Source organism: Paenibacillus sp. GM2FR, from assembly GCF_002803325.1.
Lineage (GTDB): Bacteria > Bacillota > Bacilli > Paenibacillales > Paenibacillaceae > Paenibacillus_AQ > Paenibacillus_AQ lautus.
This window is the reverse complement of sequence record NZ_MKZM01000008.1, coordinates 2,627,136-2,641,903: the sequence shown is the minus strand read 5'-3', so window position 1 is coordinate 2,641,903 and position 14,768 is coordinate 2,627,136. Positions and strand designations below refer to the sequence as shown.

The following is a 14,768-nucleotide window of genomic DNA, read 5'->3' as shown; positions in this document are numbered from 1 at the left end:
GTGACGCCATGTTTGAACTGCTGATTACAATGACCGAGCGGATTGGAATTATTGTGACGATTGCATTTATCGTAACCCGGTTGAGGTTCTTTCGGTCGATGATAAGTCAGGACAAGCTGACGCCTGTACAACAGCTTCAGGCCATATTAGTTTTCGGTATTTTAGGAATAATCGGGACGTATACCGGCATTACGGTGAACACCGAATCACTTGAAGTCAACAAATGGATGATGCAGGTTTCCGGAGACGAAGCGATTGCGAATTCAAGGGTTGTCGGTGTTGTCATGGCCGGATTGTTCGGAGGCTACAGAATCGGGCTCGGTGCAGGACTGATAGCAGGGCTTCACCGTTTTACATTAGGGGGATTTACGAGCTTGGCCTGCGGGCTCGCGACCATACTCGCAGGTCTTCTGGCCAGCTTGTTTCATAAGAAGAATGAGCAGGTTCGTTTCTCAGCTGCGCTTCTAATGGGGGCATTGGCGGAGTCCCTTCAAATGCTGATCATCCTGCTTTTGTCCAGACCATTCGAACAGGCGATGTCCTTGGTCGGCTATATTGGAGTTCCGATGATTGTAGCTAACGGGATCGGTTGTGCCTTGTTTCTGCTCATTATTCGATCGGTATTGAATGAAGAGGAGAAGGTAGCGGCTCAGCAGGCTCAAGCTTCTCTTCGCATTGCCGGCAGGACCATTGGATACATGCGCCAGGGGATGAATGCGCAATCCGCGGAAGCGGTATGCCGGATTCTTTACGAGGAAGTCAACGCCAGTGCGATTGCGATTACGAATGATCGGATGATTCTGGCCCATGTCGGCACTGGGGATGATCATCATGCGGCAGGCCGTCCGCTGCAGACCGAAGTGACGCGTCGGGTCATTGAACAAGGGGAGCAGCTGATCGCGGATCGGGCGCATATTCAGTGCCAGAAGCCGGATTGTCCGCTGGGAGCGGCTGTCATCGGACCATTGAAACAGGGAGGAGTGACTGTGGGCACCCTAAAGTTCTATTTTCGAAGTCCGAAGGACATTACCCACGTTACGACAGAATTAATGTCAGGTCTTACGATGCTGTTAAGCTACCAGCTGGAGGCCGCTCAATTGGAGGAAACCAAGGAACTTGCCAGGGAAGCTGAGATTAAGACCCTTCAAGCACAAATTCATCCGCACTTTTTGTTTAATGCATTAAACACCATCCTCTCCTTAACACGGATTGATGCGGAGAAAGCAAGAAAGCTGCTGCGAAGTCTATCGGACTATATCCGCCAGAATTTGACCGCCGCAACCGCCGAGAAGGCCACGCTGCAGGATGAACTGCAGCATATAAGATCCTATATGAGCATTGAACAAACCAGATTCGAGGATAAGTTGCAAATCCAATATGAGGTAGAGGATTCTGCGCTGCAGGCGCTTGTCCCGCCGCTGACCTTGCAGCCATTAATAGAGAACAGCATACGCCACGGTTTCAGAAACAAAACAGACCATTGTGTCATACTTATCCGAATTCAGGGTGATCCGGCTGCTGGTGTAATCGTTACAATCAAGGACAACGGAACGGGGATTACGCCGGAACGGCTTCAGTTATTGGGTCGCCAAATGCTCGATTCTTCATCGGGAACAGGAATGGCTGTGTATAATGTGAACAGAAGATTGGCCTTGATGTATGGGCCCCACGCGTCATTAAACATCCAAAGTGATGAAGCGGTTGGGACAGAAATTCAATTTCAGATTCCCGCAGCCGTTAACCTAAAACTCCATTCTTGAAGGCAGGGATTTCTTACACATGATCGAACGCATTCGAACACTCATCGTGGATGATGAACGGTACAGCCGGGAAGAACTGATTTATTTATTGAAGCAGCATCCTACATTGGAGATCGTTGGGGAAGCGGATTCCGGGGAACAGGCGGTGTTAAAGACCATGCAGTTGAAGCCGGAAGCCGTATTTCTGGATATTGAAATGCCCTTAATGAACGGGCTTGAAACGGCTAAAGCCATGAACGAGCTGAAGCTTCCTCCGAAAATCGTATTTGCCACGGCATACCCTCAATTCGGTGTAGAGGCCTTCCGGTTTGAAGCGCTGGACTATCTGTTAAAGCCCATTGATGAAGATCGACTGGCGGAAACGGTGAGGCGCCTTGAGCAATCATTACGGAGGGAAGAGCTTGCAGAACGCGGGCATGTAAAATCTTCGGGCAAGCTGTCGCTGGATGTGGAGGGGGAAATCAAGTTCATAGACCCAAATGATATTATTTATATCTCACGGGAGGATGCATACTCCAAAATTGTCACAGTCGATAAGCAATATCATGTCAAAACACCGTTGAAGGAGCTGGAAACGAAGCTTCGGCAGTATCCGTTCTTCCGGATTCATAAAAGCTATGTGGTACATCTTAATTATGTCAAAAGCCTGGTTCCTTGGTTTAACGGCGCATTCCAGCTGGAGCTGAAAGGCTGCAGCGACAAACTAGCCGTAAGCCGTAATTATGCCAAGGCATTTCGAGAAGCTTTAGAGCTTTAGTAAACGTGGATACGATAAGGATGGGATGCTCATGATGCAGATGTAGACTTCATGAGAGCCCTTTGATATGCATAATAACCTTCAATTTGAACATCTTAATGCGTCTTGACGACATGTTAGTTCAAAATCGCCCTCGGACTGCGATAATTTCTTATAATCAATGTAAGCGATTTCAAGAAAAAGGGGGCGAAGGCATGTATACCTTCATCATATCGATCATTCTGCTGGTTATTGGATATTTCACTTATGGAAAATACATTGAAAAAATGTTCGGAGTTAAAGAAGAACGGGCCACACCTGCTTATGTCAATCAGGACGGCGTCGATTATCTGCCCATGAGCTCAAACAAAAACTCGCTGATTCAGCTCCTCAATATAGCCGGTGTGGGCCCCATCTTCGGACCCATTATGGGCGCGCTCTATGGACCGGTTGCTTTTATCTGGATTGTGCTGGGGTGTATTTTTGCCGGAGCTGTGCATGATTACCTGACGGGCATGATCTCCATCCGCAACCGTGGCGCGCATCTGCCGGAGCTTGCTGGCAAGTTTCTGGGTAAAGTGATGAAGCATGTTGTGAACGCTTTCGCGATTCTGCTGCTGGTCTTGGTAGGTACCGTCTTTGTGACCTCACCAGCCAGCCTGCTTCACAATCTGATGAACGGCAAAGTCAGTTTGTGGATCATCACCCTGTTTATTTTCGGCTATTATATTCTGGCAACGCTGCTGCCCATTGATAAAATCATTGGCCGCTTCTATCCGATATTCGGCGCGCTGTTACTCATAGCGTCTCTTGGTGTCGGCGGGATGCTGATTATACAGCAGGTACCGATACCTGAATTGACATTAGCCAATTTACATCCGGATCATATGCCGATTTTCCCGCTGCTGTTTCTGACGATTACGTGCGGCGCTTTATCCGGATTCCATGCTACCCAGACGCCGATTATTTCCCGGACAACACAAACCGAGAAGCAGGGACGTAAGATCTTTTATGGAATGATGATTGCCGAGGGGATCATTGCCATGGTATGGGCCGCGGCCGCGATGAGTTTGTTCCAGGGGCCCCATGGCTTGAACGAGCTTCTTGCTACCGGCGGAACAGGTCTTGTCGTAAGCGAGGTCGCGAAGGTGACATTAGGTGCTGTTGTAGGCACGCTGGCTGTACTGGGAGTGATCGTGCTGCCGATTACCTCGGGGGATACCGCATTTCGAAGCGCGCGCATGATCATTGCCGATTATATCAAGCTGCCACAATTCAGCATGAAGCGGCGCCTTATCATTGCCATTCCTTTGTTTGTCATCTCCATTGCCTTAACGCAGATTGACTTTAATATTCTCTGGAGATATTTCTCCTGGGCGAACCAGGCCACCGCGGTTATTGCTTTGTTTGTCAGTGCGATGTACCTGTTCATAGCCCGTAAAAATTACTGGGTAGCGCTGATTCCCGGTGCATTTATGCTTTACACAACAACGGTATACATTCTGAACGCGCAGATCGGATTCAGGCAGTCCATGAATGTATCTTACATCGTGGGTGCTGTCATCAGTGTCATATTGGTTTTCGTATTCTTTAAAGCGGCTCAAAAAGCGCGCGCTGCCGAAATGCCGCTTGAGGTGGATATCTCGGATTATCATAAGGTCGCATAACGAGATCCTTGAGCATGCATGCCTAAATCTAAACCGTCTATGGACATTGTCCATGGACGGTTTCTTTTTTGCTCTATAAGATAGCCATGCAGCAGGCATACAAAGCGCATAGGATATTTGTGTAAATAATCGACAGGCTGTCACTCATAAGATGAGGAAGTGAAGGGTTCATTTCTAGGAATGGTGCGGAGGTGGCATGACTTGTTATCGATGTTGCTTTTTATATTTGCCGTTGGTGCCGCGCTGGCCAGCGTGGACACCACCTGTGGGCTGAATGTGTTAGGCAGTCTGGAGAGCACGAAGGTCAGTAAATCCAAATATGCGCTGGTATATATCGTGTCCTGTGCCTTGGGCGGCGCTATGACGGGACTGGTGATCGGGTTCATCAATTTTTTGCTGAAATTAACCCCGGTTGGTTTATATCAAAACTATATTATTGTCGTGCTGTTTGCCATACTCCTGGCCTTGGAGTTCATTCATAAAACGGGGATTCTTCCATCCGGCAATTTCATCGTTCCCTCGGAATGGATCAAGCATGCAGGGTACCGCTCCGCAGTATTATGGGGCCAAATTCTGGGCCTGGGTTTCATCACATTGCAGGTGGGCGTCCTCTTTCACGCCTATATCCTGGTTTCCTTATTCGCCGCTCCTTGGTGGTTGAGTCTGCTGGCAGGGGTAGCGTTTGGGTTTGTTCGCGGTACCTTGTTCAGCCTCCCGCTGATCCGATCCATCGTGTACCGCATGCTTGAAAAGAGGGTACGCAACCTCACGCTGCTTACAGCCGTGCGGCAAACGGTCTCCAAGCTGCTGATCATCGGTTCCATCATCTGGATCATCAGCTACTGAAGAGAAAGGAGCTTACGGACCCATGTATGACTTGCTTGCGATATCCGTTACTCTGCCGATGCTGTTGTCGGTGGTGAGTTTTGGCTGGAGCCGTGTATTCGGTGACCCGGATCGTTTCCCCGGAAGTGCCCGTCTGCATGTTCTGCTCACCCTGCTGCAAGTCCTGTCAGTAACCTTGGTATATTGTTTTCCATCGCGGATCAGCTTCTTGAGCATCTCATTACTCTATTTCGTTCAGGGCTTGGGCGTCGCTTATTTCATCCGGAAAAAAGGAAGGGTGGACTGCGGCTGCCTTGGGCCTCAGATCAGCTCCAAGCTTGGTTTTCCATTGATCGGGTTCAATCTGGCGATGGGTCTCATGGGGTTGGCTTACAGCCATCCTGTCTGGTTTCCCCACAGTCACTCTTTCGCTGTTACCGGCCTGCTTATGGAGGGGATGATGCTGCTGTTATCGCTCTTTATCATCATAGGGGTTCCGGATGCGCTGCATGCGATCCGAATATACCGCGAGATTGCCGCACCTTATGTTTCCAAAATAAAAAGGTTGTAAGGAGGCCGCGATGAACACGTTCTTCTGGATCTCATATACGATGCTGTGGATTCTGGTCGTACCGTTGGTCATTCTGAATCTGGTTCTGTTTCGGCAGTTGGGGATTATGGTGATGGGTACCGCGAGAGGCGTGAATCAGTCCGGCATTCCGGTCGGCAACAAAATACCCGGGGCCTCAACAACGACCCTGCAGGGAGCCGAGTGGTCCACGAGCGAGCTGATTGGCACGCCATCCCTCATGCTGTTTGGATCGCCGACGTGTAAGGAATGCGCCGATATTTTGCCGGATTTTAGGCGGATCGCCAGAATGAATAACGTGAAACCCATTCTTTTGCTATTCTCGTCCGTGGATTTAGCATCGGATTATGTCCGGAAAATAGCTTATGACGGTGAGGTGCTGATCGTAAGTTCGGAGTTTGCGAATCATCTGGATGTGCAGGTCACCCCCTACGCCTATGCGGTGGATATGAACGGCGTTATCCGGCATAAGGGTTTGGTCAACAGCCGGGAACAGCTTGAAGCGTACGCGAAAGCATCAAGGGCTTTTTAAGATGAGGTGAGAGTATGTGGCGGAAGCCGGAGAATAAGGACGAAGAGACGCAGGTGTTGATCAGCCGGGTTACCCGGAAGATGAATCGGAAGTCGCTACTGAATACATTTGCGCAAAAAACGGCCGAGACGCTCGCCAAAGTATTGGTCCGGCCCGATGATGACGATCTCGTCAAAATCTCGTTTGCTGCGGGGCCCTGCCGGCCTCCGCATGGACAATATTGCTCGGGCTGCGGCGCAGATGCTTCCTGTCCGTCCGATTATATCATTTGCACCCCCAAGACGGTGATCGATGATTGTAAAGGTTTATGTCCTTATCCATCCGGGTGGTGGTATACGAGTGATCCAGCGGGACAACGGGCCAAGTGTCAGGATTGCATCTCGCGCTATGTACATCCGTATGTCGGAAGGAATTGGTGTTATCAGGGAGCACGGGTCTATGGGCGGTATGTAATCTGTGCATGCAGGTCAACGGAGCTGTATTGATAGAAAGAAAAAAGGTATGGTTTATGTAATTCATGTGGGTATCAACATAGTTGGCGAATGTGACAAAATTCATTTCGATGGCTTTGAACATTGTTCATACTTGGGTCGAAAGACTGTTCATATAAGGAGGGAGCATGTTGTCCAGAATAAGACGCGGAGATAAGATCCTGTTTGCCTTGACCCTGATCCTTGGATCCTTCACGGGTCTGCAATGGTGGAAACATAGCCATGTGGATTATCAGCAAGGACAACTGCAGGCCTTGATTACGGTGAATGGCAAAGAATACGAAACCGTCCCGCTGACCGGGGACGAACGTATCATTGATATTAAGACGAAGTTTGGACACAACACGCTGAAAGTATATGACTACGGGATCCAGATGATCTACTCGGATGCCCCGAAGAGAATTGCACTGGATATGGGATTTATCTCGGAACCCTATCAGCAGATCATCTGCGTACCGACCAGAGTCGTGGTCGAGGTGCTAGTTCCCGAGCATGAACAGCGTGAGACGGAGCTGGATGCCGTGATGGGCTAAGTTCTGATTAAGAGAGGGATGACTTTCATAGATTTTATAAAGAACCGGGGGTTTATGCCGGTTCTTTTTGTTATTTAGGACAATTGGCGTGAATGTAAGGCTAGCGTAACTTTTTAGCTGAAAGGATAGTTATAATTAGAGAGGAAATGAAGTCAGGTAACAATCACAGATACGCTGCGGATACGAAAAAGCGCTAAAGGTAAGAGAGAATACATATAGAAGAGTTATGGTCGATTGAAGGTCTGCAGTCATAGCAGTAAAGGTGGGCAGAAGATGGATATGATCGCGCTGATATTGATTGTAGGCTTTTTATTCGTTGTGGTATATTTGAGGGCAATCTGGAACGTATTGCTGGACATTCGAAACGAGTTAAGAAACGATAGTGATGGAGGGGCATGATTAAATGATGAACGAGAAAAAAGACTACTCGCACGTATACTGGATTGGAGGCTCCCCCTGTTCAGGCAAATCCACGATTGCCGATATGATCGCGAAAGAGTACGGCTATACCTACTATCAATGTGATTTGTTCAACGAGAAACATGTGAACGCATCCCATCCGTCTGAGTTTCCAACCATGTTCCGATTGAAGGATATGACCTGGAATACGTTGTGGTCTCGACCTGTAGAGCAGCAGGTCCATGAAGAGCTGGAGTTTTATCGCGAGGAATTCCGGATGATTGTGGATGATGTATCGGCCATGCCGGACACGAGCCCCATCATTGTGGAGGGCGCAGCTCTTTTGCCGGAAAAAGTAGCACAGCTGGTATCCAGCCCTCATCAGGCGATATGGATCGTGCCGGTACCGGATTTCCAGAAGGAGCATTATGCGAAGCGGGAATGGATCCACGATATTCTGAATCAATGCGATGATCCCGATACCGCGTTTCAGAATTGGATGGGACGAGATATCGGTTTTGCGGCATATGTGGCCAAGGACGCCATGGAACGGGGATTCAAGGTCATATTCGTGGACGGAAGCAGAAGCATTCAGGAGAACTACGAAGAGGTTAAACGGCATTTTAATCTATGAAAATAGCAGGGAATATAGTGAAGAAAATCAAAATTGCCTTATTGGTTTTGTTCGTTCTTGTGCTTCTGTCTCCCTTTGTGTACGTGCAGGCGAACAAAATGATCTACGCTAAGAAGGTGAATGCCTACCTGCTGGAAGAAGAACGTTACAGCAAGGATGAGATACAGTCGGTACAAGGCGTCTGGGGGGTTAAGCTGCCTCCCTTTTATGTTGTCGTGGTGTTTAAGGACGAGCCTGACGTCGAATATATTTATTTTGCCCATGACACGATTATGCAGTTCGAATACCGGTTGACTCCTGAGGGGAAAGCCCGTGGAATTACCCGATCAAAGCTAAAGCATTATATCCCAAGGGAATGATATGGTATTATCTGATTTTAATTTAAGTTGTTGAAGGGGGGCATAGCATGTCCATTATGCTACAAACATCACGTCTGCAGTTGAAGACCATGGATCGGGACCGGGCAGCGGATGTGGTGGATTTTATAATCAGGAACGATGAGCATTGGAAGGTATGGGAGCCCGCTAGAGAAGCTGAGTTCTATACCATGGATAAGCAGGCGGAGATTCTGGCTGCGGAGAGTCGAAGCATAGCTGACGGATCTCTGTTCAAAGTGTGGCTGCATAAAGATGATGAAATCATCGGTTCGATTGCGATCAGCAATATCGTTCGAGGCGTTTTTCAATCGGCACATGTGGGGTACAAGCTGGCTCAGGCACATACGGGAAAAGGGTATATGACCGAAGCGCTACGGGCCGTGGTCACCTATTGTTTTGATACGCTGGAGCTGCACCGGTTGGAAGCTAACATCATGCCAAGGAACAAAGCTTCATTGAATGTAGTGAGACGACTAGGCTTCTACGAAGAAGGATTGGCCATCAAATACCTGAAGATTAACGGCGTCTGGGAAGACCACCTCCATATGGTTATCCGCAATGAACGTATGGAATAGACGCGTGAAAACGAAAGGTACACACTTCAATGCTTACTAGAACAAACCGATCATCAAGCCTCATACCTGAGATGGGAGCATTTGGGGTGCTGGGTCTTTCTCACAATTACGATAATTTCAGGAGGTTATCGCTATGCCGTGGCCTATGGTCCATTTCGGGGTTGCCCAGAAGCTGGGCGGACCGGAGCCGTCCTCGCATTTGCTGATAGGGAGCATCGCTCCGGATGCCATTCATGTTAGAGGCAAGATCACGAGAGAACAGAAAGGGATTACGCATCTGGTACGTGACGGAAGAACTGCCTGATGCAAACCTCATCAAGGAGAACTATTTGCATTATCTAAATCTGGAGCCTGAGAAGGCATGGAAAGAATATATATACGGTTATTTTGCGCATATCTACACGGATTTGCGGTGGATTCAGACGTTGTACGCTGATTTTAAGAAAGAAAACATAGATGACAAAGAACACATAGGATATACATATAACCAAGAGGTCAGTCAGCTCGAATTCGAATTGAAACGATCACAGCCTTGGACAGACTCCATTTTGAATAAACTTAAGGATTCGGAAGGGCATGCCATACCTCTTTTTGTTGAGAAGTCGGAGGTGGAGCAGTACCGCACGATCAAATTAGAGTGGCTGTTGGATGAACGTAATGAGCCGAAGATTGAGCTGATTTATTTTACCTTAGATAAAGTGGAAATGTTCATACAGGATATAGCTGGCGAGCTGAACACATTATTCATCCCTTCGGAGATTCATGCACATGGAGGTTAAATTGAAAAGAAAATATGCTGACCGGATCGATTGGCGAAGAGTCGTAAGAAGAAATTTCAAGTGTATATTCATTGAGGAGCAGGATTTCAAGGGATATGTTACTTTACTTACCCTTCATCAAGTAGAGAAAAAGTTATTCGTTCAATATCAGGGCGAAGAATTGTGCATCGCAGCTGACGGGTACTTTTGGCTTCAGCAGTTTCCTGTGAATTCCAACTTCTGTGTGACCACGATGTTGAACCAAAGCCATGAAGTGCTGCAACGGTATATCGATATTTCTAGGTCGAAAGGAGTTAGTGACGAAGGAATCCCCTATTGGGATGATCTTTATCTGGATGTTATTGTGCTTCCAGACGGAAACCTTTTCATCCAAGATGAGGATGAGCTTGAGGATGCCTTACGCCAAGGGCATATTGAACGCGAAGATTATAGGCTGGCTAAAGAAACGGCGGCAAAGATCATATTGGAAATCCGGTCTGGAGAAAACCACGTAATCAACAGTAGTATCAGGCACTTTCAACAATTGATCAACCTCTGAGTCTATTGTAATTGAAGATACAAGGAGGACATTTCATGCTTCAAGTAGAAGTTAGGCGACCCAATCGCGGCGATATAGAGGCGATGGAGCATTTTTTCAGGCTCATGATTACCGACACTTTTGCCAAAGAAGGCTTGGCAGATTTACTGGAGGACATTGAGTTGGAGATTGAGAGCAAAAGAAGGTGCTTGAACGCAGATCTGGATACGAACGGAGAGCAGAGATACTTTCTCATCGGACTACTAGAGAACCACATTGTGAGCTGCATCGAGTTTGGACCATCCAATGCATTGATCCGGGAAGCTACTCATGGCGAATTGCGTGATGTGGTTGAAATCGGAACGGTATTTGTTCATCCGGATTGCCAACAGCAAGGGATCGGAAATCTAATGTTAAATGTCATGTATCTTACGCTTCACAATAAGGGACTGACGGAATTTTGTTTGGATAGCGGATACTCTCGTGCACAGAAGATTTGGAAGAAGAAGCTGGGTGAACCCGATTATATCCTTCAGGACCATTGGGGGAGTGGAGCTGACCATTTGATATGGAAAAGAAAGCTCTCGGATGTTCCTGTTATATTCAGATTGTAGGAGTGGTATACGTGCATAAGAGAATCGAAGAGCTTACCTTAAACGCTTGGCCGGCGCTCCAAACCTTGACACAGCATGGATGGCTGTTACGATTTGCAGATGGCTATACAAAGAGATCCAACTCCATTCACGCTCTCTATACGGAGCCTTCCATAGACCTTTATGGCCAGATTGAACAATGTGAGCGTTTATATGTTAAAGCTGGGCTTGACGTCGTATTTAAAATCACACCATTCAATCCGCAGGAACTCGATCCTATTTTAGAATCCAGAGGATATACCATACTGGATCCTACCAGCCTCAGAGTGTTGGATCACCTGGATGATATTGAGCCTCCATCTCATGAGGAAGTTAAGATCGAAGAAAAGCTGACCGATGAATGGCTGGATGTGCTTGCGGACATAACCGGAATTTCCGACAGGAACAAGGCTGTGAAAAGAAAACTGTTTAACTATTCCGTGATACAGTATGGATTCTTCATCTTATATGATCAAGCTGAACCTGTAGCATGCGGGATCGGAGCTTTGGAGCAGGGCTTTGTAGGAATATATGATTTGGCTACCGCTCCGGCATATCGAAATCGCGGGTTCGGCAAACAGTTACTATTACATATTCTGCATTGGGCTAAGAAGAATGGAGCCACGCGCAGCTATTTGCAGGTGGTACAGCATAATCTTGCTGCAAGCCGGTTGTATGATCGTCTTCAGTACAAGGAGATTTATTCCTATTGGTACAGACATAAGCATATCGAAGGGTAAGGACATATAACCCCATCCATGGATGTTGTAGATCTGCCGCTTGCATGACAAGGGGTTACTCAATCTGATGAACAGTTGTATAATCATGGAAGAAGCCTGGCATGGATGACCTGACTTAAGAAGGTGCTATCTAAGTGGGTTCTTTTTAGTCAACGAACGATGATTTGGCTGCAGATACGACGTGAAGGTTGCTTACGTTGCGGAAGGTTGGTGAACCCATGTTTGATTTATCGTCGAAATATTATGACGTGATCTACAGCTTCAAGGATTATGAGCGGGAGGCTCAGCAGGTCCGGGAATATATTGAAAAACAGGGTAGGGATTTCCGGACCCTGCTTGACGTTGCCTGTGGAACCGCGGAACATGCTTTTTTCTTAAAGCAGTACTATGCAATCGATGGTATCGATCTAAATCCCGAATTCGTCTCGATAGCGAAGTCAAAAAATCCTGAGGGTGATTATTCGGTTGCCGACATGACCCGATTTCGCTTGGAACGGAAATATGATGTCATCCTGTGTCTGTTCAGCTCCATCGGGTATGTGAAAACGCTGGATCTGTTGGTGCAAACCCTTAAGCAGTTTAAGGAGCATCTGAACGAGGAGGGTGTCATTCTGGTTGAGCCGTGGTTTACACCGGATGTCTGGACATCCGGAAGAGTGGACACGATGATGACCGAGCATCGTGGGATCCATATGAGCAGGATGTCTCATTCGGACCGCGAAGGCCCTATTTCGATCATGAAATTCGAGTATTTGTTTGGAAGCGAGCATGGAATCGAGCATTATACGGAGGAGCATCGTATGGGACTCTTTACCGTGGACGAGATGATCAAGGCTTTCCAGGAAGCGGGACTGGACGTAGAGCACGATCCCCAAGGCTTGATTGGAAGAGGCATGTATATTGCACGAAAAACGAAGTAAGGAGGAGCTTGTGATATGTACATCCATAGGCCGCGGGCGAACGAGGATTTGTCAGCGATATGCAGCTTTCCTCAAACGCCGGAAGAACTGTTTTACATGAGTCCCAAATCGGAGTTTCCTTTGACACCTGAGCAAATCCTGGGATTGCTGGAAAACCGATATGATCCCACGGTTATTGTTGAAGAATCTTCAGGGCAGGTTGTCGCTTACGCCAATTTTTATGAGGATATGGATCAATCTCTGTGGCTTGGCAATGTTATCGTTTCTCCGTCGCATAGGGGAATGGGAGCTGCGCAGAAGCTGTTACAGACCATGATGGATATAGCCAAAGAGAAATATGGAATGACTTGCTTTTATCTTAGCTGCCATAATACCAATTCCAGAGGTCTTGTGTTTTATCATAAGCTTGGATTTGAGCCCTTCGATGTCCGTATTACGACGTTAGATGATGATCGGAAAATGATTACCATTCAGATGAGGATGAATTTAGTCTGAGTGGGATGGTGTATAGTCGTTCTTGAAGCAAAGGATGAAAGGGGAGCGAGGTATGTCCACCATTCAGGCAGTGCTGTTTGATTTTGATGGTACGTTAGCAGATACGTTGCCGCTTTCGTTTAAAGCGTTCCGGGCGGTTTTCTTGAAATATGAAGGCAAAACGTTGACGGATGCGGAAATCGTGCAGACGTTTGGGCCAACGGAGGAAGAGATTATAACTAAATATCTCTCGAATCCAGCCCATGTTGACGAAGCCGTAGAATATTATTACGAAGTGTTTGAGAAGGATTTTCAGAAGCATGTACAGGTGTCGGAATCGATCCAGAATCTAATCTCGAAGTTGTGGGATTTACAAATACCCATGGTCATTATTACGGGCAAGAGCAGAAGGTGCCTGGATATCTGTCTTAGAAATCTGGAGCTGGACGTTTTTTTTGCTGCTACCATCACGGGTGATGAGGTTGAACGTTCCAAGCCGGACCCGGAAGGGATATTCAAAGCCGTTCAATTGTTGAGCCTGAGCACATCGGACGTGGTTTTTGTCGGCGACAGCGATGCCGATATAGCGGCAGGTAAATCAGCCCAGGTGTTCACCATTGGAGCGCATTGGTTTGATACCGTGCAGAACGCACAATTTGGCGTTGAGCCGGATGATATTTATACTCGGCCCGATCAGCTGATAGCCCTCGTTATTGGCAAGGGGAATTGAGCAATGAATGCAGGAGGACTATATTGAACAATAAGACAAATATCGATTCTCAAGGAATGCCCTTCACCATTGAATGTGAGGACATCCTGCTCAGGGAGTATAAGATGGAAGACCTTGATGCGATCTTTAAGATCACGCACGAACCGGAGATCAGACAGTTCCTCCCCGGTTGGGATGTATCGAGGGAACAACGACTTGAATGGTTAACTCACTATGAGATTGTGGAGAATCGGCAGTTCTTGCAGGCCGTTCATGACGGCGGAGATGTGGGGCAGCTGCGTCTGCGGCTAGCCATAGTCTTGAAAGAAACAGGCGAATGTATCGGCTGGTGCAATACAGGTCCTAAGGAAGAACTGCCCCCGCCTAATAGAGAGATCATGTACGGAATTTCCAATCGGTATTACAATAAGGGATACACAACGCAAGCTGTACGGGCATTAATTCAGTTCTTGTTCCGTAACACAAATGAGCTCGAGCTAAGTGCTGTAGCCGTCGTTCATAATCATGCCTCCAATAAAGTGATCCAAAAATGCGGGTTTACATATATGGGCGAAATCGAGCTTGAGCAGGAGCGGCATCATCTCTATAAACTCCGCAGAGAGAGTTAAGGAGGCATTATGAAACAACTTGTCCTTGGAGCGGGAATCTTCATTTTGATTGAATTGCTTCTAACTATGCTCTTTGCAGTAAATGAATGGATCATGATGATATTAGCAGCAGGGGCAATCATTACGTTGTTGTTGTTCATACTCGTTCGTCTAACGGAGCTGGTAAAGAGTAACAGGGATCATCTAGAGGACCAAAGAAGGCAAAAGATTAGGGAATTGAATCCAACAATCCAGTTTGCAATGAGTTAAG

General features: G+C 47.3%; 22 protein-coding genes. All 22 read left to right on the top strand.

Annotation, left to right across the window (positions count from 1 at the left end):
* The first annotated feature begins 8 nt into the window (after positions 1–8).
* The 22 genes from PAEVO_RS11865 (at position 9) to PAEVO_RS11770 (ending at position 14,767) form a co-directional block, all read left to right on the top strand.
* On the top strand, positions 9–1,760 hold the full coding sequence (locus PAEVO_RS11865) for a sensor histidine kinase (RefSeq protein WP_100537728.1): 1,752 nt from the start codon (positions 9–11) through the stop codon (positions 1,758–1,760).
* 19 nt (positions 1,761–1,779) lie between these two features.
* Positions 1,780–2,517, top strand: coding sequence for a LytR/AlgR family response regulator transcription factor (locus PAEVO_RS11860; RefSeq protein ID WP_100537727.1), 738 nt, complete (start codon positions 1,780–1,782; stop codon positions 2,515–2,517).
* Between the two features lie 194 nt (positions 2,518–2,711).
* Positions 2,712–4,163, top strand: a complete 1,452-nt coding sequence (locus tag PAEVO_RS11855) for a carbon starvation CstA family protein (protein WP_100537726.1) — start codon at positions 2,712–2,714, stop codon at positions 4,161–4,163.
* A gap of 210 nt (positions 4,164–4,373) precedes the next feature.
* On the top strand, positions 4,374–5,009 hold the full coding sequence (locus PAEVO_RS11850) for a hypothetical protein (RefSeq protein WP_243390743.1): 636 nt from the start codon (positions 4,374–4,376) through the stop codon (positions 5,007–5,009).
* 22 nt (positions 5,010–5,031) lie between these two features.
* Positions 5,032–5,559 (top strand): MauE/DoxX family redox-associated membrane protein, encoded by a 528-nt coding sequence (locus PAEVO_RS11845; RefSeq protein WP_100537724.1) that lies wholly within the window; start codon positions 5,032–5,034, stop codon positions 5,557–5,559.
* 10 nt (positions 5,560–5,569) lie between these two features.
* Positions 5,570–6,109 carry a thioredoxin domain-containing protein gene (locus PAEVO_RS11840; protein ID WP_100537723.1) on the top strand — a complete coding sequence of 180 codons (540 nt, stop codon included), beginning with the start codon at positions 5,570–5,572 and terminating at the stop codon, positions 6,107–6,109.
* A gap of 14 nt (positions 6,110–6,123) precedes the next feature.
* On the top strand, positions 6,124–6,594 hold the full coding sequence (locus tag PAEVO_RS11835) for a hypothetical protein (protein WP_100537722.1): 471 nt from the start codon (positions 6,124–6,126) through the stop codon (positions 6,592–6,594).
* 137 nt (positions 6,595–6,731) lie between these two features.
* A complete protein-coding gene (locus PAEVO_RS11830) occupies positions 6,732–7,133 on the top strand; it encodes a NusG domain II-containing protein (protein WP_100537721.1) in 402 nt (133 codons plus the stop codon).
* Between the two features lie 273 nt (positions 7,134–7,406).
* Positions 7,407–7,532, top strand: coding sequence for a hypothetical protein (locus PAEVO_RS34620; RefSeq protein ID WP_279300447.1), 126 nt, complete (start codon positions 7,407–7,409; stop codon positions 7,530–7,532).
* A gap of 7 nt (positions 7,533–7,539) precedes the next feature.
* Positions 7,540–8,166 carry a hypothetical protein gene (locus tag PAEVO_RS11825; RefSeq protein ID WP_243390742.1) on the top strand — a complete coding sequence of 209 codons (627 nt, stop codon included), beginning with the start codon at positions 7,540–7,542 and terminating at the stop codon, positions 8,164–8,166.
* A gap of 17 nt (positions 8,167–8,183) precedes the next feature.
* Positions 8,184–8,525: a DUF3139 domain-containing protein gene (locus tag PAEVO_RS11820; protein WP_243390741.1), complete on the top strand. Its 342-nt coding sequence runs from the start codon at positions 8,184–8,186 to the stop codon at positions 8,523–8,525.
* Positions 8,526–8,572: 47 nt separating this feature from the next.
* Positions 8,573–9,118 (top strand): GNAT family N-acetyltransferase, encoded by a 546-nt coding sequence (locus PAEVO_RS11815; protein WP_100537718.1) that lies wholly within the window; start codon positions 8,573–8,575, stop codon positions 9,116–9,118.
* Positions 9,119–9,251: 133 nt separating this feature from the next.
* Positions 9,252–9,422, top strand: coding sequence for a hypothetical protein (locus PAEVO_RS34310; protein ID WP_243390740.1), 171 nt, complete (start codon positions 9,252–9,254; stop codon positions 9,420–9,422).
* A complete protein-coding gene (locus PAEVO_RS11810) occupies positions 9,403–9,897 on the top strand; it encodes a hypothetical protein (RefSeq protein WP_243390739.1) in 495 nt (164 codons plus the stop codon). Before PAEVO_RS34310 ends, PAEVO_RS11810 begins: the two co-directional genes overlap by 20 nt.
* A gap of 1 nt (position 9,898) precedes the next feature.
* The gene (locus tag PAEVO_RS11805) at positions 9,899–10,435 is read left to right on the top strand and encodes a ribonuclease FAU-1 family protein (protein ID WP_165789658.1); all 537 of its coding nucleotides are present in this window, start codon (positions 9,899–9,901) and stop codon (positions 10,433–10,435) included.
* Positions 10,436–10,470: 35 nt separating this feature from the next.
* Entirely contained in the window at positions 10,471–11,028 is a 558-nt protein-coding gene (locus PAEVO_RS11800) for a GNAT family N-acetyltransferase (protein WP_100537716.1), read from the top strand.
* 11 nt (positions 11,029–11,039) lie between these two features.
* Positions 11,040–11,786, top strand: coding sequence for a GNAT family N-acetyltransferase (locus tag PAEVO_RS11795; protein WP_100537715.1), 747 nt, complete (start codon positions 11,040–11,042; stop codon positions 11,784–11,786).
* A 218-nt stretch (positions 11,787–12,004) separates the two neighbouring features.
* Positions 12,005–12,706, top strand: coding sequence for a class I SAM-dependent DNA methyltransferase (locus PAEVO_RS11790; protein ID WP_100537714.1), 702 nt, complete (start codon positions 12,005–12,007; stop codon positions 12,704–12,706).
* Between the two features lie 15 nt (positions 12,707–12,721).
* Positions 12,722–13,201 carry a GNAT family N-acetyltransferase gene (locus PAEVO_RS11785; protein ID WP_100537713.1) on the top strand — a complete coding sequence of 160 codons (480 nt, stop codon included), beginning with the start codon at positions 12,722–12,724 and terminating at the stop codon, positions 13,199–13,201.
* Positions 13,202–13,253: 52 nt separating this feature from the next.
* Complete coding sequence (locus tag PAEVO_RS11780) at positions 13,254–13,910, top strand: HAD family hydrolase (RefSeq protein WP_100537712.1); 657 nt, start codon at positions 13,254–13,256, stop codon at positions 13,908–13,910.
* Positions 13,911–13,933: 23 nt separating this feature from the next.
* Positions 13,934–14,518, top strand: coding sequence for a GNAT family N-acetyltransferase (locus PAEVO_RS11775; RefSeq protein WP_243390738.1), 585 nt, complete (start codon positions 13,934–13,936; stop codon positions 14,516–14,518).
* 9 nt (positions 14,519–14,527) lie between these two features.
* Entirely contained in the window at positions 14,528–14,767 is a 240-nt protein-coding gene (locus PAEVO_RS11770; protein ID WP_100537711.1) for a hypothetical protein, read from the top strand.
* Position 14,768: the final 1 nt, after the last annotated feature.